At 61.5% G+C, this 23,962-nt stretch carries 17 protein-coding genes; 5 read left to right on the top strand and 12 right to left on the bottom strand.

The annotated features are described in order from the left end of the window. Window positions 1-248 precede the first annotated feature (248 nt). Window positions 249-488: a 30S ribosomal protein S21 gene (gene rpsU / locus ACP7E6_RS10765; RefSeq protein WP_113246608.1), complete on the bottom strand. Its 240-nt coding sequence runs from the start codon at window positions 486-488 to the stop codon at window positions 249-251. A gap of 416 nt (window positions 489-904) precedes the next feature. On the opposite strand from rpsU, the gene ACP7E6_RS10760 reads away from it, so the two are divergent. From ACP7E6_RS10760 to ACP7E6_RS10745, 4 genes are all read left to right on the top strand, one after another. Beyond that, on the top strand, window positions 905-2,158 hold the full coding sequence (locus ACP7E6_RS10760; protein WP_426229768.1) for a sarcosine oxidase subunit beta family protein: 1,254 nt from the start codon (window positions 905-907) through the stop codon (window positions 2,156-2,158). 228 nt (window positions 2,159-2,386) lie between these two features. Continuing rightward, window positions 2,387-2,731: a sarcosine oxidase subunit delta gene (locus tag ACP7E6_RS10755; RefSeq protein WP_426229767.1), complete on the top strand. Its 345-nt coding sequence runs from the start codon at window positions 2,387-2,389 to the stop codon at window positions 2,729-2,731. Continuing rightward, window positions 2,728-5,721 (top strand): sarcosine oxidase subunit alpha, encoded by a 2,994-nt coding sequence (locus ACP7E6_RS10750; RefSeq protein ID WP_426229766.1) that lies wholly within the window; start codon window positions 2,728-2,730, stop codon window positions 5,719-5,721. The genes ACP7E6_RS10755 and ACP7E6_RS10750 overlap by 4 nt, the downstream gene beginning before the upstream one ends. Further along, window positions 5,714-6,277 carry a sarcosine oxidase subunit gamma gene (locus ACP7E6_RS10745; RefSeq protein WP_426229765.1) on the top strand — a complete coding sequence of 188 codons (564 nt, stop codon included), beginning with the start codon at window positions 5,714-5,716 and terminating at the stop codon, window positions 6,275-6,277. Before ACP7E6_RS10750 ends, ACP7E6_RS10745 begins: the two co-directional genes overlap by 8 nt. A 16-nt stretch (window positions 6,278-6,293) precedes the next feature. Here the strand turns inward: ACP7E6_RS10745 and ACP7E6_RS10740 are convergent, their stop codons facing one another. The 3 genes from ACP7E6_RS10740 to glgX form a co-directional block, all read right to left on the bottom strand. Next, window positions 6,294-7,367, bottom strand: coding sequence for a DUF2332 domain-containing protein (locus ACP7E6_RS10740; RefSeq protein WP_426229764.1), 1,074 nt, complete (start codon window positions 7,365-7,367; stop codon window positions 6,294-6,296). Beyond that, window positions 7,360-7,848 carry a MaoC family dehydratase gene (locus ACP7E6_RS10735; RefSeq protein WP_426229763.1) on the bottom strand — a complete coding sequence of 163 codons (489 nt, stop codon included), beginning with the start codon at window positions 7,846-7,848 and terminating at the stop codon, window positions 7,360-7,362. Before ACP7E6_RS10735 ends, ACP7E6_RS10740 begins: the two co-directional genes overlap by 8 nt. Window positions 7,849-7,930: 82 nt before the next feature. After that, window positions 7,931-9,901, bottom strand: a complete 1,971-nt coding sequence (gene glgX, locus ACP7E6_RS10730) for a glycogen debranching protein GlgX (protein WP_426229762.1) — start codon at window positions 9,899-9,901, stop codon at window positions 7,931-7,933. A gap of 854 nt (window positions 9,902-10,755) precedes the next feature. On the opposite strand from glgX, the gene ACP7E6_RS10725 reads away from it, so the two are divergent. After that, window positions 10,756-11,667: an aldo/keto reductase gene (locus tag ACP7E6_RS10725; protein WP_426229761.1), complete on the top strand. Its 912-nt coding sequence runs from the start codon at window positions 10,756-10,758 to the stop codon at window positions 11,665-11,667. Window positions 11,668-11,918: 251 nt separating this feature from the next. On the opposite strand, the gene ACP7E6_RS10720 is transcribed toward ACP7E6_RS10725, so the two are convergent. The 8 genes from ACP7E6_RS10720 to ACP7E6_RS10685 form a co-directional block, all read right to left on the bottom strand. Continuing rightward, window positions 11,919-12,128: a hypothetical protein gene (locus ACP7E6_RS10720; protein ID WP_426229760.1), complete on the bottom strand. Its 210-nt coding sequence runs from the start codon at window positions 12,126-12,128 to the stop codon at window positions 11,919-11,921. A gap of 143 nt (window positions 12,129-12,271) precedes the next feature. After that, window positions 12,272-13,900 carry an alpha-D-glucose phosphate-specific phosphoglucomutase gene (locus ACP7E6_RS10715; protein WP_426229759.1) on the bottom strand — a complete coding sequence of 543 codons (1,629 nt, stop codon included), beginning with the start codon at window positions 13,898-13,900 and terminating at the stop codon, window positions 12,272-12,274. Between the two features lie 4 nt (window positions 13,901-13,904). Next, the gene (gene glgA / locus ACP7E6_RS10710; RefSeq protein WP_426229758.1) at window positions 13,905-15,344 is read right to left on the bottom strand and encodes a glycogen synthase GlgA; all 1,440 of its coding nucleotides are present in this window, start codon (window positions 15,342-15,344) and stop codon (window positions 13,905-13,907) included. Window positions 15,345-15,346: 2 nt separating this feature from the next. Beyond that, window positions 15,347-16,606 (bottom strand): glucose-1-phosphate adenylyltransferase, encoded by a 1,260-nt coding sequence (gene glgC, locus ACP7E6_RS10705; protein WP_426229757.1) that lies wholly within the window; start codon window positions 16,604-16,606, stop codon window positions 15,347-15,349. 120 nt (window positions 16,607-16,726) lie between these two features. Further along, the gene (gene glgB / locus ACP7E6_RS10700) at window positions 16,727-18,937 is read right to left on the bottom strand and encodes a 1,4-alpha-glucan branching protein GlgB (RefSeq protein ID WP_426229756.1); all 2,211 of its coding nucleotides are present in this window, start codon (window positions 18,935-18,937) and stop codon (window positions 16,727-16,729) included. Next, window positions 18,934-21,399: a glycogen/starch/alpha-glucan phosphorylase gene (locus tag ACP7E6_RS10695; RefSeq protein WP_426229755.1), complete on the bottom strand. Its 2,466-nt coding sequence runs from the start codon at window positions 21,397-21,399 to the stop codon at window positions 18,934-18,936. The genes glgB and ACP7E6_RS10695 overlap by 4 nt, the downstream gene beginning before the upstream one ends. A gap of 225 nt (window positions 21,400-21,624) precedes the next feature. Continuing rightward, entirely contained in the window at window positions 21,625-22,887 is a 1,263-nt protein-coding gene (locus tag ACP7E6_RS10690) for a vWA domain-containing protein (RefSeq protein ID WP_426229754.1), read from the bottom strand. A gap of 180 nt (window positions 22,888-23,067) precedes the next feature. Then, window positions 23,068-23,946, bottom strand: coding sequence for a transglutaminase family protein (locus ACP7E6_RS10685; RefSeq protein WP_426229753.1), 879 nt, complete (start codon window positions 23,944-23,946; stop codon window positions 23,068-23,070). Window positions 23,947-23,962: the final 16 nt, after the last annotated feature.

Here is a 23,962-nt window from a genome sequence, read left to right as displayed (position 1 = left end):
TTAAGCGAAGCGTCTCGGCATGTCCCGGGCCTTAAACGGCGGATCGGGCCAGCAGTGTCAAAGTCCTGGGGCACGGCAGATACACCATCATGGGTGCCGTTTCGCGTCCGAAGACAGTGTAGCACGCTCTGCGCGCTGGTCGCCTGTATCCGGAATTAAATCCGGCACCATGCGATTGAAACAGAAAGAGCGGTGGCGATCGTGTCGCCCCCGCCCGATTTACGCGTTAGATGCGCAGTGAACGCCGATCAGCGTGCCGCCGCCGCCGAAGGGCGGGGGGTAACGATGCCCATCTCGCGCTGCAAACGCTTGCGGGCCAGCTTGCGAATGCGACGAACGCCTTCAGCCTTTTCGCGAGCGCGCTTCTGGGATGGCTTTTCGTAGGCCTCACGCATCTTCATTTCGCGGAAAATGCCTTCGCGCTGCATCTTCTTCTTGAGTGCGCGAAGCGCTTGATCGACATTGTTGTCGCGGACTAGTACCTGCACGTGAATCCCGTTCCTTCAGTTTCGAGTGATCGCCTCATGAAGTCAGGTCAACGAGGCAAAAAAATATGGTTCGCGGAGCCCGAGAGCTTTACGATTGGGAGAGCGGATACCAGATCGGTTGCTCAAAGTCCAGCCGCGAGTTGCCTTCCACGGCTGAAAGCGCCGCAAAACGCTGGTTCTAAGGTCTCGGTGATAGGAATGGAGAGGAGGCGACGCCGTGTGGTGCGGGCGTATCGTGCTTTCTCAATATGTGTGCTGCCTTATATTGCGCGCGGGGAACTGCATGTCGCAACTCGTGCGACAAGCGCCGTCTCGCGTCGCAAAAGAAACGTTGCGGAAGTCCGGGATTTGCGATTTCTAGATCGACCACAGGAAATTCACCGGCCTTTCGGCAGGACTACGGAGTGTGAAAGCGGATGCGCAAATATTCGGTTTTTGCTGTCGCTCGCGAAGCGATGCGCGGCCACAGGGGATGGGAGGCGCAGTGGAGCTCGCCCGAGCCGCGTAAGGAATATGATGTCATCATCATCGGCGCCGGCGGTCATGGCCTGGGCACTGCCTATTACCTCGCCAAGGAGCACGGCATCACCAACATCGCCGTGCTTGAAAAGGGCTGGCTCGGCGGCGGCAATACCGGCCGCAACACCACCATCATCCGCTCCAACTATCTCTATGACGAAAGTGCGGGGATCTACGACCACGCGCTGAAGCTCTGGGATGGCCTCAGCCAGGATCTCAACTACAACGTCATGTATTCGGCGCGCGGCGTCATGATGCTGTCGCACAATATCCATGACCAGCAGGTGTTCAAACGTCACATCCATGCCAACCGCCTGAACGGCATCGACAATGAATGGTTGACGCCAGAGCAGGCGCAGGAATTCTGCCCGCCGCTCGATATTTCCCGCACCGCCCGCTATCCGATCAACGGTGCCGCCCTTCAGCGCCGCGGCGGTACCGCCCGTCACGATGCCGTCGCCTGGGGTTATGCCCGTGCCGCCGCCGATCGCGGTGTGCACATCATCCAAAACTGTGAAGTCACCGGCATCCGCCGCAATCCGGATGGTTCGGTTGCCGGTGTCGATACCAATCGCGGCCAGATCAATGCCAAGAAGGTCGGCGTCGTTGCTGCCGGTCACACCTCGGTGCTGATGGAAATGGCCGGCGTGCGCATGCCGCTGGTCAGCTATCCGCTGCAGGCTCTGGTCTCCGAGCCGATCAAGCCGATCTTCCCCTGCGTCGTCATGTCGAACACCGTTCACGCCTACATTTCCCAATCGGACAAGGGTGAACTCGTCATCGGCGCCGGCACCGACCAGTATTCGTCCTACTCGCAGACCGGCGGCCTGCAGATCATCACCCACACACTCGACGCCATCTGCGAACTCTTCCCGATCTTCCGCCGCATGAAGATGATGCGGTCCTGGGGCGGTATCGTCGACGTGACGCCGGACCGCTCGCCGATCCTGGCCAAAACTCCGGTTTCCGGTCTCTACGTCAACTGTGGCTGGGGTACCGGCGGCTTCAAGGCAACGCCGGGCTCGGCCAATGTCTTTGCCCACACCATCGCCAACGACGCGCCGCACAAGATCAACGCGCCGTTCACGCTGGAGCGCTTCCGCTCGGGCCGCCTGATCGACGAAGCGGCCGCCGCCGCCGTTGCGCACTGAGGGGATCAGGATGCTCAGAGTTCGTGGTTACCCCCCTCTGTCACTTCGTGACATCTCCCCCTCAACGGTGGAGATCATTCTTTTTCCTTATAGGCACAAAAGTCAGCGGCTGATCTCCCCCCTTGAGGGGGAGATGCCCCATGAGGGGCAGAGGGGGGTAAGTCTCCCCGCAGACGATGCTGAATTTGTCATCCCATTTCGTCATGCCCAATCGGCAGGGAGTCTCCCATGCTTCTGATCTACTGCCCCTATTGCGAGGAAGAGCGTTCCGAGCTCGAATTCCGCCAGGCCGGCGACGCCCATATCGCCCGCCCCACCAACATGACCGGGATGACCGACGAGGATTTTGAGGCGTTCTTCTTCCTGCGTGACAACGTCAAGGGCCTGACCTTTGAGCGCTGGCGGCACCTGAACGGCTGCGGCCGTTTCTTCAATGCGGCCCGCGATACCGTCAGCGACAAGTTCCTGACCACCTACAAGGCCGGCTTGCCGCGCCCGGACCTCGGCACGCTGCGTCCGGCAACGGAAGCGACGGTCGAAACCTATGAAGCCACGGAGTCAGACGCGAAATGAGCGGCGCCAATCGTATCCCCGGTGCAGGCCGTCTCACCCCTGCAAAAACCGCCCGTTTCGTCTTCGACGGCAAGAGCTATGCGGCACTGGAAGGTGACACCGTCGCCTCGGCCCTGCTTGCCAATGGCGTCCATCTCGTCGGCCGCTCGTTCAAATATCACCGTCCGCGCGGTATCGTGTCGGCCGGTGCCGAAGAGCCGAACGCATTGATCGGCGTCGAGCGCGACGCTGCCCGCAAGCAGCCGAACGTGCGTGCCACCGTGCAGGACGTGTTCGACGGCATGAAGGTGATCTCGCAGAACCGCTGGCCGTCGCTCGCCTTTGATGTCGGCGCGGTCAACAACCTTTTGGCGCCTTTCTTTGCCGCAGGCTTCTACTACAAGACCTTCATGTGGCCGAAGCAGGCCTGGAAGCATGTCTATGAGCCGCAGATCCGCGCTGCTGCCGGTCTCGGCGTTTCGCCGACCGAGGACGATACCGATCATTATTCCAGCCGTTATGCCCATTGCGACGTGCTGGTGATCGGTGCCGGTGTGGCCGGCCTCTCGGCAGCGCTGGCCGCCGCCAAGACCGGTGCTCGCGTCATCATCTGCGACGAGCAGCCGGAAGTCGGCGGTGCGCTGCACTACGACAAGAGCGTCACCATCGACGGTCAGGACGGCTTCACCTGGGCGCAAGGCACGGCAGCCAATCTGGCGAAGATGGGCAACGTCACGGTTCTGCCGCGCACGACGGCCTTCGGCTATTACGCCCAGAATTTCGTTGGTCTCAACGAACGTGTGACGGAGCATCTGGCCAAGCCCGACAGGAAACTGCCGCGCGAACGTCTCTGGCAGGTCCGTGCCAAGCGCGTCATCATCGCCACCGGCGCCATCGAGCGTCACATGGTGTTTGCCAACAATGACCGTCCCGGCATCATGCTGGCGTCTGCCGCCCGCACCTTCCTCAATCATTTCGGCGTCGCCGTCGGCAATAAGGTCGGTGTCTATACGGCCAATGATTCCGCCTATGAAGCAGCCTTCGACCTGAAGCGGGCCGGTGTTACCATTGCTGCCATCGTCGATAGCCGCGAACAGCCGGGCGAGGCAGTGCTTGCCGAGGCCCGTTCGCTTGGTATCGAGGTTCTCACCGGTCATGGCGTCGTCGATACCGGCGGCAAGCTCCGGGTCTCCTCCATGTCGGTCGCCCGCAATGGCGGCGGCAGCGCCCGCAAGATCGCCATCGACGCACTGTTGATGTCGGCCGGGTGGACGCCGTCGGTGCACATGTTCTCGCAGTCGCGCGGCAAGGTGGCTTACGACTTCGAGACCGAGCGTTTCCTGCCCGGTACCTATGCCCAGGACTGCCTCTCCGTCGGCGCCTGCAACGGCACCAACGACCTGCAGGCGACCATCGAGGAATCGCTGGCTGCCGGCGAACTGATGTCGAATGCGTCCGGGTTTACCGCCCAGGAAAAGCTGGCGCTTCAGGGTGCGAATGCGTTTGCCTGGACCGGCGGCATGGCGGGTGCGGCCGAGGGAGCGGGACCGGATACCACTGTCAAGGCCTTCATCGATTTCCAGAACGACGTCTGCGCCAAGGATATCCGCCTTGCGGTGCGCGAAGGCATGCACTCGATCGAGCATATCAAGCGTTTTACCACCAACGGCATGGCGACCGATCAGGGCAAGCTGTCCAACATCCACGGCCTTGCGATCGCTGCCGAAACGCTTGGCCGAGAAATTCCCAAGGTCGGCCTGACGACCTTCCGCGCGCCCTATACGCCGGTGACGTTCGGCACGCTGATCAACCATTCGCGCGGCGAGCTGTTCGACCCGACGCGCAAGACGCCGATGCACGCTTTGGAAGAAGCACAAGGCGCGGTGTTCGAGGATGTCGGTCAGTGGAAGCGCGCCTGGTACTATCCTAAGCCCGGCGAGGACATGCATCAGGCCGTCAACCGCGAGTGCAAGACCGTGCGCGATGTCGCCGGCATCTTCGATGCCTCGACGCTCGGCAAGATCGAAGTGGTTGGCCCGGATGCGGCGCAGTTCCTCAACCTCATCTACACCAACAGCTGGGATACGCTGAAGCCAGGCCGCTGCCGCTACGGCATCATGCTGCGCGAAGATGGCTTCGTCTATGACGACGGCGTCGTCGGCCGTATGGCGGAGGACCGCTTCCACGTGACGACGACGACGGGCGGTGCCGCCCGTGTCATGAACCACATGGAAGACTATCTGCAGACCGAGTTTCCGCATCTGAACGTCTGGCTGACTTCGGCCACCGAACAGTGGGCCGTCATCGCGGTTCAGGGACCGAAGGCGCGCGAGATCATTGCACCGCTGGTCGAAGGCATCGACCTGTCGAACGAAGTCTTCCCGCATATGAGCGTTCGCGAAGGCAAAATCTGCGGCGTGCCGACCCGGCTGTTCCGTATGTCGTTCACCGGCGAAACCGGCTTCGAAGTCAACGTTCCCGCCGATTTTGGCCCGGCCGTCTGGGCGGCGATCCATGAGAGGGCAGAGGCGCTCGGCGCCTGCGCTTACGGTACCGAGGCGATGCACATCCTGCGCGCCGAAAAGGGCTATATCATCGTCGGTCAGGACACCGACGGGACCGTGACCCCCGATGATGCCTCACTCGGCTGGGCGGTCGGCAAGAAGAAGACCGATTTTGTCGGCATTCGCGGCCTGCGCCGTCCCGATCTGGTCGCCGATGGCCGCAAGCAGTTGGTCGGGCTTTTGACCAAGGATCCGAAGGTGGTGCTGGAGGAGGGCGCGCAGATCGTTGCCGATCCGAACCAGCCGCTGCCGATGACGATGATCGGCCATGTGACCTCGGCCTATTGGTCGGAAAACTGCGGCCGGTCGATTGCTCTGGCGCTGGTTGCCGGCGGCAAGGCGAAGGTCGGCCAGACGCTGTATGTGCCGATGCCCGACAAGACGATCGCCGTCGAGGTGCGCGACATGGTGTTCTTTGACAAGGAAGGAGGCCGCATCAATGGCTGATTTGATTGGGGCTGATTTGGCCACTCGCACCCTGCCGCTGTCCGGTTTCCACGGCGGCTCCGGCGCCGCTTCGCTTTCCGTCGCGGCACCCGTAACCCGGATATCGCTGCGGGCAAAGCCCGATGCCGTCTCGGCACTGTCCGGTGCGCTTGGCCTTTCGCTGCCGGTGAAGGCCAAGACATCGACGTCCGCAAACGGCCGCCATGCGCTCTGGCTCGGGCCGGACGAATGGCTGGTCATCGACGAGAACGAGGCCGATCTGATGGCGGCGGTGGCGTCGAGCAACGTGCTGCATTCGGCAACGGATATTTCCCATCGCAACACGGCACTGATCGTTAAGGGACGTGGCGCCGAAGTGGCGATCAATGGTGGTTGCCCGCAGGACCTGTCGCTGGCAGCATTCCCGGTCGGCGCCTGCTCGCGCACGGTTCTGGCCAAGGCGGAAATTGTGCTGTTGCGCACCGCCGAGGAAACGTTCCGGGTCGAATGCTGGCGATCGTTTTCGCCTTATGTGTCGACGCTTCTAGCGGAAGCTGCCGAGGATGCGGGGAACTGATATCGTTGGCCCAGCCTCAATGTGCTCCGGGCCAGCCGATCCACTCCACCCAGCGGCCGTGAAAATCGGCGCGGCCGATCAGGTGTTTTTCGCCGGAGGGCCAGACTTGCAGTGTCAGTGCTGCGCTGTGTTTCTGATCGTCTGCTTCCATCTGCAGGCGTGCCAGCGGCGCGCTTTCCGTTGCGCGCTCTCCGGCGGCGGCGATCAGGGCTTCGCCCTTTGCCTTTGAATGCGCGGGCAGATATTGCCAGGCGATGGTGTGGTAGACCACGTGAACCTGATCCTCGTGGACCTCTTGCAGACGTTTTTCCAGCCAATCCACGGCATCGGCGCGATCGACCGTCTGACGGTTGGTGGCGGCAATGGCGAGTGCAAAGCGGGTGCGCTCGATCCTGTCCGTCTGGTCGGCCCAGAGATAGGACAAAAGCCGCAGGGCGTCCTCTTCGTTTGCCGGGTTCAGCGGGTTGAGATTGCAGCCGGCGCGGCTGGTGATGTGAAGGGGAACGTTGGGCGGATGGACCCCGCGCCATTCCGGTGCGATCAGCACGGGTGACGGCTGCAGAGCCCAGGTCCTATCGTCGAGCCGGTACTCGTAGCGATCCCAATGAAGATTGAGTCCGGCACTGGCGCCGACTTCCGAGAGGACGAGCGGTTTTTCGAACATGCTGGAAATGGTCAGGAAACCGGGAAGCAGAGCTCCGGACCGGCGCACTTCGTTGGTTTGCGGCGCCGATTTCAGCCGGTCGAAGATGAAGGCGGCATGCGTACGCAGGGCATTGTCGATGGAGCTCCAGAGATCATCCGCCCCTGCCGCGTGAGGCGGATAGACTGAGGCAAGTTGTTTGTCCGAGCCGGACAGCACCAGCGCATGCAGCGCGCCGGCAAGGCGCAGCGGCACGGAATCGCCACCGGGCGAAGGGTCGCCGGACCAGGACAGAATTTTTGCGCCAACCGGGTGGTCACCGGTCAGCCGCTCTGCGGTAAGCGCGCAGAGACTTGCAGTGAAGGGGGAACCGAGCTCGCGGCAGGAACTCGCCTGTTGGACGAATGCGAGACGGACGCTGTCCTCTGTCGTCTTTGAGTCAGGCATCGTCAGGCCTATCCTTCGGGTCGAACTGGATGATGGTCAGCCATGTGGCGGTGAGCGCCGGTTTGCGTTCGCCCTCAATGTCGACGGTGACCTCATAGGTGACCATCAGCATGCCGGCACCGCGGAAGCGGGCTTCGGCCATGGTGAAGCGGCCGCGCACCTTGGCGCCGCTTTTCACCGGTGCCACGAACCGCACCTTGTCGAAGCCGTAGTTGATGCCCATCGTCTGTTCACGTATGCGTGGCAGGCAATTGTAGTTCATTGCCGACAACAGCGACAGCGACAGGAATCCATGGGCGATCGTGCCGCCGAACGGGGTTTCGGCGGCGGCGCGGGCCGGATCCGTATGGATGAACTGGTGGTCGTCGGTTGCGCCGGCAAAACTGTCGATGGTTTCCTGTGTGACCGTGATCCAGTCGGAAATGCCGACCTCGGTGCCCACCAGGTTCTTGACGTCCGTTAGCGAAATTTCCTGCGGCATTCTCTTTTCCGATCAAAAACATCCCCCCGGTTTTCTATAGGCCGCTCTGGGGAAAAACGGCAATCGGGGGAGCAGTACAGGTTCATAAAATTTCGACGTGGAAACCGACACTGCGCGCCGCGATGGTGCCGATACCCGCCGTGGCGGATGGCAAGAGGCTCTGCCAGCCGGACCCGTGCCGGACCGGCAACTGCACCGGATGCGGCGCGTGGCTGCGATTGATCACGACGGCGAGCCGGGTTCGTCTGTTCTGCACACTGTCGCCGGTTGAGAGTAGCATGACCAGATGATCGGCCGTGGCACTTTCCCAATCGCCCGTCGTCATCGGCTGGCCGTCGAACCGCAGCCATTCGACATCGCCGTTTCCGGTGAAAAACGTGGTGTCGCGGAAGACATCGAAGCGGGCGCGGATCTGCGAAAGGGATGCTGTATGGGCGATCAGCGTCTCGTCCAAAGTGCTCCAATCGACCCAGGTGATGGCATTGTCCTGGCAATAGGCGTTGTTGTTGCCGCGCTGAGTGCGGCCGCCCTCGTCGCCGGCGGTCAGCATGATGGCGCCGCGCGTGGCAAACAGGGTCGACAGCAGCGCCATGACATCGCGGCGGCGAAAGCCGAGAACCTCGGCGTCGGCGGTCGCGCCTTCGACACCGTTGTTCCAGGAAAGGTTTTCGTTATGGCCGTCGCGGTTGTCCTCGCCATTGGCTTCATTGTGCTTGCCGGCGTAGGAGACCAGGTCCATCAGCGTGAAGCCGTCATGGGCGGCGATGAAGTTGACGCTACGGGTCTGTTCGCCGCCATTGCGGGAAAAGATACTGGATGAGCCGGCCAGCGCCGTCGCCAGGTCCCCGATCGTGTGGCTGTCGCCGCGCCAGGTGCGGCGCAGGTCGTCGCGCGCCCGGTCGTTCCATTCGAGGAAGGGGGCGGGGAAATTGCCGAGCTGGTAGCCGCCGGGGCCGATATCCCAGGGTTCGGCGATCAGCACGCGGTCTTTCAGGACCGGGTCTGCGCGTATCTCTGAAAGCAGCACGGCATCGCTGTTGAAGCCGTTGATGTCACGGCCGAGGACCGAGCCGAGATCGAAGCGGAAACCGTCTATGCCGGCGGCAAGGACGAAGTGGCGCAGGCTGTCGAGGATAAGCTGGCTCACCACCGGGTGATCACAGGCAATGGTATTGCCAGTGCCTGTATCGTTGACCAGTTCGCCCGGCCGATCCGTGGCGTGGCGATAATAGATGTGATTATCGAGACCGCGCATCGATAGCGTTGCGCCGAAGCGGTCGCTTTCGCCGGAATGGTTGAAGACCAGATCGAGAATGGTGCCGATGCCCTCGGCATGAAGAGCTGCAACGGTCTCGCGCAGCTCGGTCATGCCGCCGGGCACGAGGCGTGGATCGAGCGCCATCAAGGCGATCGGATTGTAGCCCCAGCCGTTGGTGAGCTTAAGTGGCGGCAGGTGGCGCTCGTCGATCCAGGCGGTGATCGGCATCAGCTCGATGGCGGAGACGCCGATGCGCTTCAGATGGGCGACGACGGCGGGATGGGCGAGCGCTGCGACGGTGCCGCGCTGCTGTTCCGGCACCTCCGGATGCAGCATGGTGAAGGGTCGGACAGCGACCTCGTAGATCAGGCCGCCGGCCTGGAAAATCGGGGCTTGCCGTTGCGCGCTCTGCGGTTCCGTCACGATCGCCTTGGGAACGAGATCGGCAGTGTCGTCACCGAAGGCCGACAGGCGGGGATCGTAATGGAAGGGGCGGTCGAGTTCGCGGGCATAGGGATCGACCAGCAGCTTGGCGGGGTCGAACCAGAGGCCATGATCGGGATCGTAGCTCCCCGAGGCGCGAAAACCGTAGCGGGTTCCGGCCCGCGCATCCGGGACGGTCAGGCTGTGAACATCATCCGCGCCGCGCTGCATCGGCAGGCGGCGCAGTTCGCGGTCGCCGGTCGCGTCGTAGAGGCAAAGCTCGATGCCGGAGGCCGAGGACGACCGGACCGCGAAGGTCGTACCGCTGGCGGTGAGCGTGGCGCCGAGGGAAGAAGCGAGAGGGTTCGGCATCGGGGTCACCTTGGGATGAACTGGCGGGGCTTTGCGGTTGCGTATCAGATTGGTTTGACAGTGATTTGTCTCTGCTTTGGGGGATCTTGCAAGCGGTATGTTTTACCCTCCCCTTGAGGGGGAGATGGGAGCTACGCTTCTCCCCTGCGGGGAGAAGTGCCGAGCGTATGCGAGGCGATGAGGGGGCGGTTCGGCAAACTCTGGAGTCAATGGCTTCGCCCCCCTCATCCGGCCCTGCGGGCCACCTTCTCCCCGCGGGGGAGAAGAGGGAGATCGCCGAACCTTCAACACCTCAAGCCACGCCCGGAAAAATCCGCCGTGGTTTTTTGTGATACTAACTTGGCCGGGGCGCTGGAAAGTGCCGGAGCTAAGTTTGTTTATATGACGCCTTCCAGCGCCCCGTTCAGTGTTTGCCGATGGGCAACTCCGGTTTCTCTGCGGGGATGGCGGCGCCCTTTTGATACGGGGCGGCGTTTACGGCTGTTCGCCGTCTCGCCGCGAAAGGCCTGTCTTTCGACACACCAGTCGCCGGTCCTCATGTGTGCCTCACAGGCACGCCCCGCCATTTTGCAGACGAGAGGGAAACCACTTTCTGACCATCCACCGGCAAAGGCTTACGTCTGTCCTTCACCCGGCACCGGCCCTGTCTCACCGCTACGCCTAGCAGTCTCGCCGATGACAAGACGCACTGATGATGGCACGGGTTTTGAGGGCGGGGATTTGCGGGGATGAATTTTTTCATCCGCCAACGTCGCGCGCATCCGTTGTGCCGGGTTTGCCGAGACTCTATACGTTGGCGGTCACAGCCGTGCCCCAATAATTTCCCCGTTTCACCAACCGTCGAGTGAGTGCCCATGTCATCCCGTATCAAGATCCATCGCGACGGCCCGGAATTTTCGCGCATGGTCTGGGGCGCCTTTCGTATTGCCGACAACCGGGAAACGAGCGGGATCGCCTCGATCGCCCGCACCGTCGATACCTGCCTGGATGCCGGCATCACCACGATCGACCATGCGGATATCTATGGCGGCTACAGGGTCGAGGCGCTGTTCGGCGAGATGCTGGCAACCCGTCCCGACCTGCGCAACCGGATCGAGCTGGTCACGAAATGCGGCATTGCCCTGACTGGTCCGGCGCGGCCGGAGCATCGCGTCAAGCATTATAACAGCACGGCCGCTCATATCCGCTGGTCGCTGGAAAACTCGCTGCGCAACCTGAAGACCGATCATGTCGATCTGCTGCTGTTGCACCGGCCCGATCCGCTGATGGATGCAGCCGAGGTGGCCGAGGTTCTGGAAGCGCTGGTTTCGGAAGGCAAGACGCGGGCTGTGGGGGTTTCGAACTATACGCCGTCACAATTTGCGATGCTGCAATCGAAGCTGCCCATTCCGCTGATGGTCAACCAGATCGAGCTTTCGGTGACGCATACCGCGCCGATCTGTGACGGGACGCTGGACGACTGCGTCAATTACGGGATTTCACCGATGGCGTGGTCGCCGCTGGGAGGAGGGCGCCTGTTCGACCGGGAGAAAGGCAACCCGGCTCTGGTCGATCTGTTGAGCGCCCTTGCAGACAAATACGGCGTGCACGGTGCGGGCACGGTGGCGCTTGCCTGGCTGTTGCGCCTGCCGTCGAAGCCGCTGCCGATCATCGGCTCGACCGACCCTGAACGGGTGAGGGCGCTGGCGCGTGCGGTGGAGATCGAGTTTGAGCTGCAGGACTGGTTTGAGGTTCTGGAAGTGGCGACCGGACGGCCGGTGGCGTAAAATCGGAATTTGACGGTATGGCTGGCTGCATTCATACGGTTTCCGGTTGATCGCCTCTGAGATTGAGGAGGCTCAACCCCCTCTGTCGGCGACGCCGACATCTCCCCCTCAAGGGGGGAGATCAACATCAGCCTCCAAAATCGCCAGGGAAAAGAATAATCTTCCCTTGAGGGGGAGATGTCACGAAGTGACAGAGGGGGTTAAGCCGCCGGGATTTCGGATTGAGCGGAACTCATCAACCGGAAACCGTATCACCCCAGCAGCTTTACCAGCTGCCACTCGCCGTTGGCGTCCTTCTCGACGCGCTTGTTGCCGCGGTAGCAGCGCAGCTTTCCTGCCTGCTTGTCCATGACGAGGCGGGTTGGCGTGGATTTGGATTTGCCGTTTTCGCCGATGGCCGCAGCCAGCGCTTCCTTGAATTTCCCCGCCTTGTAGAGGGCGACAAGATCGTCGTCGGTCATTGTCGCGTTTCCTTGTGCAGCTGGGTTTGGTCGGTGATCTGAGGCGATTGAGCTCTGGGTGGCCACCCCACCCCGGCACGGTGTGCCGACCCTCCCCCTCAAGAGAGGGTGAAGAGAGGCTATGCCTCCCTTAGAACATCCGGTCAGGTAATGACAGTGGGTTCCGTGCGCCCCGTACGGGTCTTGATGCCGGCGATCTCGTCGGCGACGGTGATCAGGTCGGCAAGGGCTTCCTGGGTTTCGGTGTCATGCTTGGAAGCATCGGGCTCGTAGCGTTCGATATAGACGCGCAGGGTCGCGCCCGATGTGCCGGTGCCCGACAGGCGGAAGACGACGCGGGAGCCGCCTTCGAACAGGATGCGGATGCCCTGGTTGTTCGAGACCGACTTGTCGATCGGGTCGTTGTAGGAGAAGTCGTCTGCGGTGGCGACCTTCAGCTTGCCGAAGGTCTTGCCGGGCAGGGTGGCGAGCTGGTCGCGCAGCGCGGTCACCAGGCCGTTGGCGGCGTCCGAATCGACCTCTTCATAGTCGTGGCGGGAATAGTAGTTGCGGCCATAGGTGGTCCAATGCTGGCGGGCGATATCCTGAACGCTTTCCATGCGCACGGCGAGAATGTTGAGCCAGAGCAGGACCGCCCAGAGGCCATCCTTCTCGCGCACGTGGTTGGAGCCGGTGCCGGCACTTTCCTCGCCGCAGATGGTGACGAGGCCGGCATCCATCAGATTGCCGAAGAATTTCCAGCCGGTCGGGGTCTCGTAGATGCCGATGCCGAGCTTTTCGGCGACGCGGTCGGCGGCAGCACTGGTCGGCATCGAGCGGGCGATGCCGGCGAGGCCCTTGGAATAGCCGGGCGCGAGGTTCGCATTGGCGGCGAGCATGGCAAGGCTGTCGGAGGGGGTGATGAAGATGCCCTTGCCGATGATCAGGTTGCGGTCGCCGTCGCCGTCGGAGGCCGCGCCAAAGTCCGGCGCGTCGTCGCTCATCATTTCCTCGTAGAGCGCGCGGGCGTGGACGAGGTTCGGGTCCGGGTGATGGCCACCGAAATCGGGCAGCGGGATGAAGTTGAGCACCGAGCCCTTGGCGGCGCCCAGGCGATTTTCGAGGATTTCCTTGGCATAGGGGCCGGTCACCGCGCTCATCGCATCGAAGACGATGCGGAAGCCGCCGCCGATCAGGTTGCGGATGGCGCGGAAATCGAACAGCTTTTCCATCAGCTCGGCATAATCGGAGACCGGGTCGATAACCACGACTTCCATGCCGGCAACGTCCTGGCTGCCTTCGATATCGAGGTTGACATCGGCGACCTCGGCGATCCTGTAGGTCTCGATCGTGCGGGTGCCGGCGTAGATGGCGTCGGTCACTTTTTCAGGGGCTGGACCGCCGTTGCCGATATTGTACTTGATGCCGAAATCCTCGGTCGGACCGCCGGGATTGTGGCTGGCCGAGAGCACGATACCGCCGAAGGCCTTGTACTTGCGGATGACGTTGGAGGCGGCCGGCGTCGACAGGATGCCGCCGCGGCCGACGAGGATGCGGCCAAAACCGTTGGCAGCCGCCATCTTGATGGCGATCTGGATGGCTTCGCGGTTGTAATAGCGGCCGTCACCGCCAATCACCAGCGTTTGACCCTTGAACCCGTCGAGGCTGTTGAAAATCGACTGGATGAAATTCTCGGCATAGTTCTTCTGCTGGAAGACCGGCACCTTCTTGCGCAGGCCGGACGTTCCGGGCTTCTGGTCCAAATAGGGCGTGGTCTGAACGGTTCTGATCATGGTCTTAGCCTTTCGCAAGAAGACTGGAATAGAGGTCGGCATACCGATGCGCACTCATATCCCAGGACACGTCTGATTTCATACCCTGAGCCTGGAGACGAGCCCAGACTTTCGGTTGCCGGTAGGCGGTAAAGGCGCGCCGCAGCGCTTGGCGCAAGCTTGGAGCAGAAACGGGCGAGAATTGAAAGCCTGTCGCGACCTTGGCGGCAAGGGCCGCTTCGTTGGCGTCGATGATCGTGTCGGCAAGGCCGCCGGTATGGGCGACGATCGGCACGCAGCCGTAGCGCAGGCCGTAGAGCTGGGTAAGGCCGCAGGGCTCGAAGCGCGAGGGGATGAGGATGGCGTCGGCACCGGCCTGCATCAGGTGCGACAAAGGCTCGTTATAGCCGATCACCATGCCGACCCGGCCGGGATGGCGGGCGGCGGCCGAAATGAAGGCGCTTTCGAGCGCCTGATCGCCCGAGCCGAGCACGGCGAGCTTGCCGCCATTGTCGACGATATCGTCGATCACCTCGGCGAGCACGTCCATGCCCTTTTGCCAGGTCAAGCGGCTGACGACGCAGAAGATCGGGCCGGGGGCATTGTCGAAGCCGAACTGCGCCGACAGCGCCTTGCGGTTGGCCGCGCGCTTCTTCAGCGAGCCTGGCCCATAGGGCTCGGCGATATTCCTGTCGGTCTGCGGATCCCAGACATGGGTGTCGATGCCGTTGACGATGCCGGAGAGGCTGGCGAGGCGCGCGGTCAACAGGCCTTCAAAGCCCATGCCGAATTCGGGCGTGAGGATTTCCTGGGCATAGGACGGGCTGACCGTGGTGATGGCATTGGCGGTCTGCAGGCCACCTTTGAGGAAACCGACATCGCCGAAATATTCGACATAGCTCATCGAAAAGGCTTCCGGCGGCAGCGCCAGTTCGGCAAAGACGTCCGGCCCGAACTGGCCCTGGAAGGCGATGTTGTGGATGGTCAGCACCACTGGCGTCGCATGCGCCGGGCTAAACCGCATGTAGACCGGCGTCAGCGCCGCCTGCCAGTCATGGACATGGACGAGATCCGGCTTCCAGCTCGGCAGCAGGCCGCCGGCGATCTCGGCTGCGGTCAGCGACAGGGCGGCGAAGCGGCGGAAATTGTCGGTGTAGTCGAGCCCGGTCGTATCAACATACGGGCCACCGTCGCGGTCGAACAATTCCGGCGCGTCGAGCACCAGAAGATCGAGACCATCGTGGTCCACAGCCAGGATCGAGGCGGGGTTGCCGAACAGGTTGTCGAAGCCGCCGATCTTCTGCGGCTTCTTGATCTTTTGCATAACCACCGGATAACCGGGCATCAGCGTGCGCATGCGCACGCCGTGCGGTTTCATCGCCGCCGGCAGGGCGCCCGCCACATCGGCGAGACCCCCTGTCTTGATCAGCGGGAAGACTTCCGATGCGACGGACAGAACTTCCATGCTCACATATCCAGCTTGTCGATCATCGCCTGGGTGATCAGGCAGATGCCGTTTTCCGAGCGGCGGAAGCGCTTGGCGTCGAATTCCGGATCCTCGCCGACGACGAGGCCTTCCGGGATGACGACGCGGCTGTCGATGACGACGTTGCTGAGCTGCGTATGCCGGCCGATCTTGACATTCGGCAGGATGACCGCCCCGTCGAGACGGGAGAAGGAGTTCACCCGGACGCCGGTAAACAGCATGGAGCGGTTGAGCGAGGCACCGGAAATGATGCAGTCGCCGGAGACCAGCGACGAGGTGGCGGAGCCACGGCGGTTTTCGTCGTCATGGACGAATTTCGCCGGCGGCTTGATCTCGGCGAACGTCCAGATCGGCCAGGTGCCGTCGTAGATGTCGAGTTCCGGGGTGACGTGGGTCAGGTCGATATTGGCCTGCCAATAGGCGTCGATCGTGCCGACGTCGCGCCAATAGGCTTCGCGCTCGAAATCGGAGCGGACGCAGGACTGGTTGAAGCGGTGGGCGACGGCTTTGCCGTGGCTCACGATATAGGGGATGATATCCTTGCCGAAGTCGCGGCTCGATGTCGGATCGGCGGCGTCGCGGCGCAGCACGTCCATCAGGAACTTGGTGTGGAAGACGTAGATACCCATCGAGGCCAGCGCCATCCCGGGATTGCCGGGAATGCCCGGCGGGTCGGCAGGCTTTTCGACGAAGGCGATGATCTGGTCTTTTTCATCGACATGCATGACGCCGAAGCCGGTCGCTTCCATGCGCGGCACTTCCAGGCAGCCGATGGTGACGTCTGCGCCGGAGTCGACATGCTGTTGCAGCATGAGCTCGTAGTCCATCTTGTAGATATGGTCGCCGGCCAGGATGACCATGTATTCGACGCCGTGGTCTTCAATAATGTCGATGTTCTGATAGACGGCGTCGGCGGTGCCTTCGTACCACTGCGTTTCAGAGACGCGCTGGGAGGCGGGCAGGATGTCAAAACTTTCGTTTCGCTCGGGGCGGAAGAAGTTCCAGCCGTTCTGCAGGTGGCGGATCAGCGAATGCGCCTTGTACTGCGTCGCGACGCCGATGCGGCGGATACCGGAATTCATCGCGTTTGACAGCGCGAAGTCGATGATGCGGGCCTTGCCGCCAAAATAGACGGCCGGCTTGGCGCGACGGTCGGTCAGTTCCTTGAGGCGGCTTCCGCGGCCGCCGGCAAGGACATAGGCCATTGCGTCACGGGCGAGGGGTTGTATCCGTTTTTCCATTGAATTTCCTCCCGATAGTATGGTTCCCGGGCGGTTTGACCGCTCCTGGAACTGTGTCCTCTCCAAATATTATTCTGACCCACGGCGTTGGCGGGTCTTGGGAGCCCGCCTGGCCGTGTATTATTCCTGTTCCAGCATCAGTGTCGCCAAAGGCGGCAGGGTGATGGTGGCGGTAATAACGCCTGCACTGTTTTTCGTTGCCTGGACGGCTCCTCCGTTGCCTTTGCCGCTGCCGCCGTAAATCTCGGCATCGCTGTTGAGAATTTCCTTCCACCGCCCCTCCACCGGCAGCGGTATCGTATAGTTTTCCCGGTAGACCGGGGTGAAATTGCTGATGACGGCGATGGTCTTTTCACCGGGCGCCTTGCGCAGCCAGGCAAAGACCGAATTCTCGCGGTCATCGGCGATCAGCCATTCGAAGCCTTCGCCCTCGCAGTCGCGCGCATGCAGCGCCGCCTTGTTGCGATAGGTGCCGTTCAAATCCCGCACCAGACGGCGCATGCTTTCGTGGAGCGGATACTCGAGCAGGTTCCAGTCGAGCGAGCGATCTTCCGCCCATTCCTGCCACTGGGCGAATTCCTGGCCCATGAACAGCAGCTTCTTGCCGGGATAGCCCCACATGAAGCCGTAATAGGCGCGGAGATTGGCAAATTTCTGCCAGTCGTCGCCGGCCATCTTGGCGATCAGCGAGCCCTTGCCATGCACCACTTCGTCATGGCTGAGCGGCAGCACGAAATTTTCGCTGAAGGCGTAGAGCAGGCCGAAGGTCAGGTCGTTGTGGTGGTGCTTGCGATGGACCGGTTCGCGCTGCAGATATTGCAGCGTGTCGTGCATGAAGCCCATGTTCCACTTGAAGCCGAAGCCGAGGCCGCCGGCATGAACCGGAGCCGAGACCTTCGGCCAGGACGTGGATTCCTCGGCGATGGTGATGATGCCGGGATGGCTGCCATAGACTTCCTTGTTCATGGTCTGCAGGAAGCGGACCGTGTCGAGGTTCTCGTTGCCGCCATACTCGTTCGGCACCCATTCGCCATGCTTGCGCGAATAGTCGAGATAGAGCATCGACGCCACCGCATCGACGCGCAAACCATCCAGGTGGAATTTTTCAGCCCAGTAGAGCGCGTTGTTGACGAGATAGGAAAACACCTCGGCGCGGCCGAAATTGTAGATCGCGGTGTTCCAGTCGGGATGGTAGCCCTGACGCGGGTCCTCATGCTCGTAAAGGGCTGTGCCATCGAACCAGCGAAGGCCGTGTGCATCGGTCGGGAAATGGGCCGGAACCCAATCGAGGATGACGCCGAGGCCAACCTTGTGGGCGCCGTTGACGAAGCGGGCAAAACCTTCCGGCTCGCCGAAGCGGGCGGTCGGCGAATAAAGCCCGGTGGTCTGGTAACCCCAGGACGGATCATAGGGATATTCGGTGACCGGCAGGAATTCGATATGGGTGAAGCCCATGTCGACACAGTAGGGGATCAGCCGTTCGGCCATTTCATCCCAGGTCAGCATGTCGCCATTGTCGCGGCGCTGCCAGGATGCGGCATGCACCTCGTAGATCGAGATCGGCTGGCGGCGTGCATCGACATTGGCCCAATGCGCCCGGTGTTCCTCGTCCTGCCAGACCTGTTCGATCTCGCCTGTGGTCATCGACGCATTGTTCGGGCGCAGTTCCGAGCGGCGGGCGAACGGATCGGCCTTCAGGGGCAGGAGTTCGCCGTTCTTGCCGACGATCTCATATTTGTAGATCGCACCGGATGGGACGTCGGGAATGAAGATTTCCCAGATGCCGGTATCCTGGCGCAGCCGCATGACATGGCGGCGGCCATCCCAATCGTTGAAATCGCCGACGACCGAGACTCGCTTTGCATTGGGTGCCCAGACGGCGAAATGAAAGCCGTCGGCGCCGTCATGCTTGATCGGATGTGCGCCCATCTTGTCGAACAGCCGCAGATGCGAGCCTTCGCGGATATAATAGTCGTCCATCGGACCAAGCACCGGACCGAAGCTGTAGGGGTCGGTGACGGTCCACTCGCCGCCGCCGTTGCGGGCGCGGTAGCGGACCGGCTGGGCCTTCTTCACGGCAACGATGCCTTCGAAGACGCCGGCATCGTCGCGCCGTGTCAGCGTGCCGATCTCCTTGCCGGCCAGGGTTTCGGCGGTCACCGTTTCGGCGCCGGGAAGAAAACAGCGGGCGACGAACTCCTTGCCCGCCGGATGGACACCGAGGGCGGCGAACGGATTGCTATGAGTGCCAGCGAGGATCGCCGCAATCTCTTCCGCCGGCAGACTGGCTGACGGGACGGTAGGCGTGGCGTCGTTTGGCACTGATGTCATCCGGCTCTCCAAATTTCCCCGGCATACTGCCGGATTGTGCGGTCAGAGGAAAACCAGCCCATGCGCGCAGTGTTGCGGATGGTCTTGGAGTACCAGCTGGCCGTATCCGTCCAGATCGCATCGACTTCACGCTGCGCCTTGGTATAGGCATCGAAATCGGCTGCCACCATGAACCAGTCGTGATTGTAGATGCCATCGATCAGGCCGGTGAATCGGTTGCGATCGTCGGGCGAGAACACGCCGGAGGAAATTGCAAACAAAGCCTGCGACAGTTCCCGCGATTGCTCGATGATGGCGCGGGGGTTGTGACCCTCGGCGCGCACCTTGGCGACTTCGTCTGCCGTCATCCCGAAAATCTTGATGTTTTCCTCACCGACCCAGTCACGCATTTCCACATTGGCGCCATCCAGCGTTCCAATGGTCAGCGCACCGTTTAACGCGAACTTCATGTTCCCGGTTCCGGAGGCTTCCATGCCGGCGGTCGATATTTGTTCGGAAAGATCGGCCGACGGCACCATGATCTCGGCGAGCGAGACGTTGTAATTGGGAATGAAGACGATCTTGAGCAGACCGCGCACCGCCGGGTCGTTGTTGATGACGCGCGCTACGTCGTTGGCAAGCTTGATGATCAGCTTGGCGTTGTGATAGCTCGGTGCCGCCTTGCCGGCGAACAGTTTGACGCGTGGAACCCAGTCCAGCTCCGGATGCGAGCGGATCTGGTCGTAGAGCGAGATCGCCTCGATGATGTTGAGGAGCTGGCGCTTGTATTCGTGGATACGCTTGATCTGGATGTCGAACATCGCCGACGGATCGATGCGGATGCCCATGCGGCTCTGCACCAGCTGGGCAAGCTTGACCTTGTTGGCGCGTTTGATCGCAGCGAATTTTTCCTGGAAATCGGGCTTGTCGGCAAATGGATCCAGCGCCTGCAGGGCTTCGGTATTGTCCATGAACTCGTCGCCGATCGCCTCGCGGATCAGGGTGACGAGCTCGGGATTGCACTGCATCAGCCAGCGGCGCGGGGTGATGCCGTTGGTCTTGTTGTTGATGCGCTGCGGATAGAGCCGGTGCAGGTCGGCAAACACCGTTTCCTTCATCAGCTCGGTATGGAGCGCGGACACGCCGTTGATCGAGTGCGAGCCGACGAAGGCGAGATTGCCCATGCGCACACGGCGGTCGCCGCTTTCGTCGATCAGCGAGATGTTGCGGACCTCCTGATCCGTGTGGGTCTTCTGCTTGCGGGCCTCGAGCAGGATCTTGGCGTTGATCGCATAAACGATCTGCATGTGGCGCGGCAAAAGCCGCTCGAACAGCGGCACCGGCCAGGTTTCCAGCGCTTCCGGCAGCAGCGTGTGGTTGGTGTAGGAAAAGGTGTGGCGGGCGATATCCCAGGCTGTCTCGAAATCCATGCCGTGGACGTCGGTCAACAGACGGACGAGTTCGGCGACGGAGACGGCCGGATGGGTGTCGTTGAGCTGGATCGCCACCTTGTCCGGCAGGGAGGTGAAATCCGGATATTGCTGCAGGTGGCGGCGCAGGATGTCCTGCAGCGAGGCAGACGAGAAGAAGAATTCCTGGCGCAGGCGCAGCTCCTGGCCGGCCGGCGTCGCGTCGGCGGGATAGAGCACGCGGGCAAGGCTTTCGGCCTTGTTGCTTTCTCTGAGAGCACCGATGTGATCGCCGGCATTGAAGGCATCGAGCAGGATCGGGTCGATCGGATGGGCGGTCCACAGGCGCAGCGTGTTGACGCGCTTGGCGCGCCAGCCGACGACCGGCGTGTCGCAGGCGGTGGCGATAACGCGCTCGGCCGGTTTCCAGACGTAGCGGGTGACTTCCTCGTCGACATTGACGGTTTCGACCGAACCGCCGAAGCCGATTTCGTAGGAGCTTTCGCGGCGCTCAAATTCCCAGGGGTTCCCGTGGGCAAGCCAGGTTTCCGGCAGTTCGACCTGCCATCCATCGGCCATTTGCTGGCGGAACAGCCCGTGGACATAACGGATGCCGTAGCCATAGGCGGGGATATCGACCGTCGCCATGCTTTCCATGAAACAGGCAGCCAGGCGCCCAAGGCCGCCATTGCCGAGCGCCGCGTCCGGCTCAAGGGCTGCGATGACGTCGATATCGACGCCGAATGAGGCCAGCGCCTCGCGCAACTCGTCCATCAGGCCGATATTGGTGACGGCATCGCGCATCAGGCGGCCGATCAGGAATTCAAGCGACATGTAATAGACGCGCTTGGCATCGGTGGCATAGGTCTTGCGCGTCGATTCCATCCAGTTGTCGGTGATGCGGTCGCGCACCACCAGGATGGCAGCCGTCAGCCAGTCATGCGGCTTGGCGACCTTCGGGTCCTTGCCGATCCGGTAGGTGAGGCGCTCGATGATTTCCTGGGCAAGGACTTCAGAGCTCGATGCGCGGGGTGCGGCGCTCGGAATTTTCTCGTTTGACAAACGATCGATCATGGAAAAGGCTTACCCTCTGCGTGCGGTTTGGGAGACCGGAGGCGAATACCAACGGGGCATATGAGCGATTTATGCACCGATACGAAGCGCTTGCAATAGCGTTTTCAATAAGATGATAATTGAAGAAGACGGTGCGTTCGAAACGGCTTGCGATTTGGCGGATAACGCGAAAAAGCCCGCCCCGATTGTTTCGGGACGGGCTTTCGATCGCACTGGTATCAGCGGTTACTGCGTCAGGCGAACGGTCATCGCCGAGGCTTTTTCACCGATATATTTGAAAGCCTCGTTCAGCTGCTCCGCATTCTCGGCCTTGAAATAGTGCGCTTTCGTGGTCGCGCAGAAGTCGAGAAGCGCTTGGCCGCGCGCTGGTGCCATGAAGGCAACCGTGAAGACCTGGATCTTGTCTGCCCTAGCCTTCTCGCACCATTTTTTCGTTTCGGTGTCGGCCGAGGTGTAGTTGTTGTCGCCGTCGGTCATGAAGACGATATATTTCGTCGGAACCTGCTTGTTTTTAGCGAAGTGGGCGGCGTCCTCGACCATCTCCTTCTTACTGTTCACGAGGACCAGCTTTTCATAAGCGGTCTCGAAGGCATCACCGGAATCCGTGCCGCCGCTTGCCGATAGTGCCTTGACGTAACTGACAGCGCTGTCGGTGCCCCAGACCAGATCAGTCTGCTTCTGCATGGAGGCGTTGTAGGACACAGCTCCAGTTCTGACCAGTGCACCGGTCGGGTCGGCGGTTTTCAGATATCCGGTAAGGCTTTCCGTCGCCGTTTTCAGGGCCTCGATCTTGGTGATAAAGTTCGTTTCGGTCCCCGTGCACGTCTTTGAGACATACTTTCTGCCGCTGTAGTAGCTGCAGTCATAGGTATAGCTCTTCGTCGGCTTATCCTTGTTCACCGTCGCCGTATTTTCGGCCATGGAGCCGGAGCGGTCGAGGACCAGGAACATCGATAGTGCATTCTTCGTTTCCGATGAACTCAAGGATTTGCTGGCCGCGCTGATTTGGGCGGACTTTTGACCAAGAAGCCGGGTCAAAGGATTGAGTGGCAGGTTGTAATTCGACGATATATCGACGGTGTAGGTCTTGCTGTTGCCGACAGTGTTGGTCGCCGATTTTTCAACGATGTTGATCTTGGTGTTGTTAACAAACGCAGCGTCGAAAGCGGCAATCTCCTCAGGGCTCATGCCGGCGGTCAAGGAGCTTTTCGATTGCGACAGCTGCGACAGCATAAAATCCCTGGCGAGCTTGGTGGCGTTCGGGATGCTCATGCCTTCGTTGATGAGAGACGACGATGCGGCAAGGGCTGCGGTGTCCGTTGCTTCCTGCAACTGGTTCTTGGCCATCATCATACTCGCCATGTCGACGGCGACGCCGCCGGCGGCGAACAGGACCGGAATGATCAATGCTGCCGTCAGGGCGAAATTGCCGCCGCGGTCGCCGATGAAGGTTGAACAAGACTGCCGGAATTTCGATCGCTTTACCATTTTCCCCACTCGAAACAGACGTTGCCTTTTTTGGTGAAGCGACGTCTATCCCGTAAACATTACGATCCAGTTCAACTCATGGGTTGTAATTGAATACAATTCTAATTGTGCCGGAAATCCAGGCATTCCACCCGGTGTTGCGATGTGCGGAAACAAGACAGCCGGCTTTCCTGTTCCGGGTCACTGCAGCGGAATTACATCGACGGCCTGTTCGGTCTTGTGCGATCCGTAACTTTTCAGGACACCGATGACCGGCGCCACGTCGCTATAGTCGCGGCCATGGCCGACGACGATATGATCCAATCCGGCAAAAATATTGTTGGTCGGGTCAAGTTCGAGCCAGCCGGTCGTGGTTCCGCACCAGACGCGCACCCAGGCATGCATGGCATCGGCGCCTTCGAGACGTTCCTTGCCGGCAGGCGGGATGGTTCTGAGGAAGCCGCTGACGTAACCGGCCGGGATGCCGAGGCTGCGCAGCGCCGTGATCATCACATGGGTGAAATCCTGGCAGACGCCGCGCTTCAGCTCGAACGCCTCGCGCGGGGTCGTATCGACCGTCGTTGCCTTCGCATCATAGACGAAATCCCTGTGGATCCCGGCGCAGATGGCCGTGGCCACCTGGCGGATGCTCATGCCGGGTTTGGCGATGCCACGGGCATAGGCGGATATTGCCGAATCCTCGGGAAGGCGCGGGCTGGTGCCGAGGAAATGATGCGGGGAATTGGCGTCGAGCGACCAGACATTGGCGATCTCGGTGGGGAACCGGGTGAGATCGGGCGAAAAATCGGCGGCAAGCGCCTGCTGTTCAAGCTGGACCCGCGCCTGCATGTGGATCACCAGTTTTTCGTGCTGCTTGCGAAACAGGATCGAGGTCGAGGGATTGGCGAAGAAATCGACGCTGTCGCGCCGTTCCTCCGGTGCCGGCGTGCAGGTGACGGTGCCGGCAACGAGGCGCTGGCGGTCGGGAAGCGACAAGGGCAGGACGCGCACGACATGCCGGCCGCCGGAAACAGGAACTTCGTAGGTATAGGTGATCCGCAGATTGATGTCGTAGAGCATGGGTTCCCAAATCCGG

The organism is Pararhizobium sp. DWP3-4 (genome assembly GCF_049898205.1).
Taxonomy (GTDB): domain Bacteria; phylum Pseudomonadota; class Alphaproteobacteria; order Rhizobiales; family Rhizobiaceae; genus Pararhizobium.
This window is presented reverse-complemented; position numbering and strand designations above follow the sequence as displayed.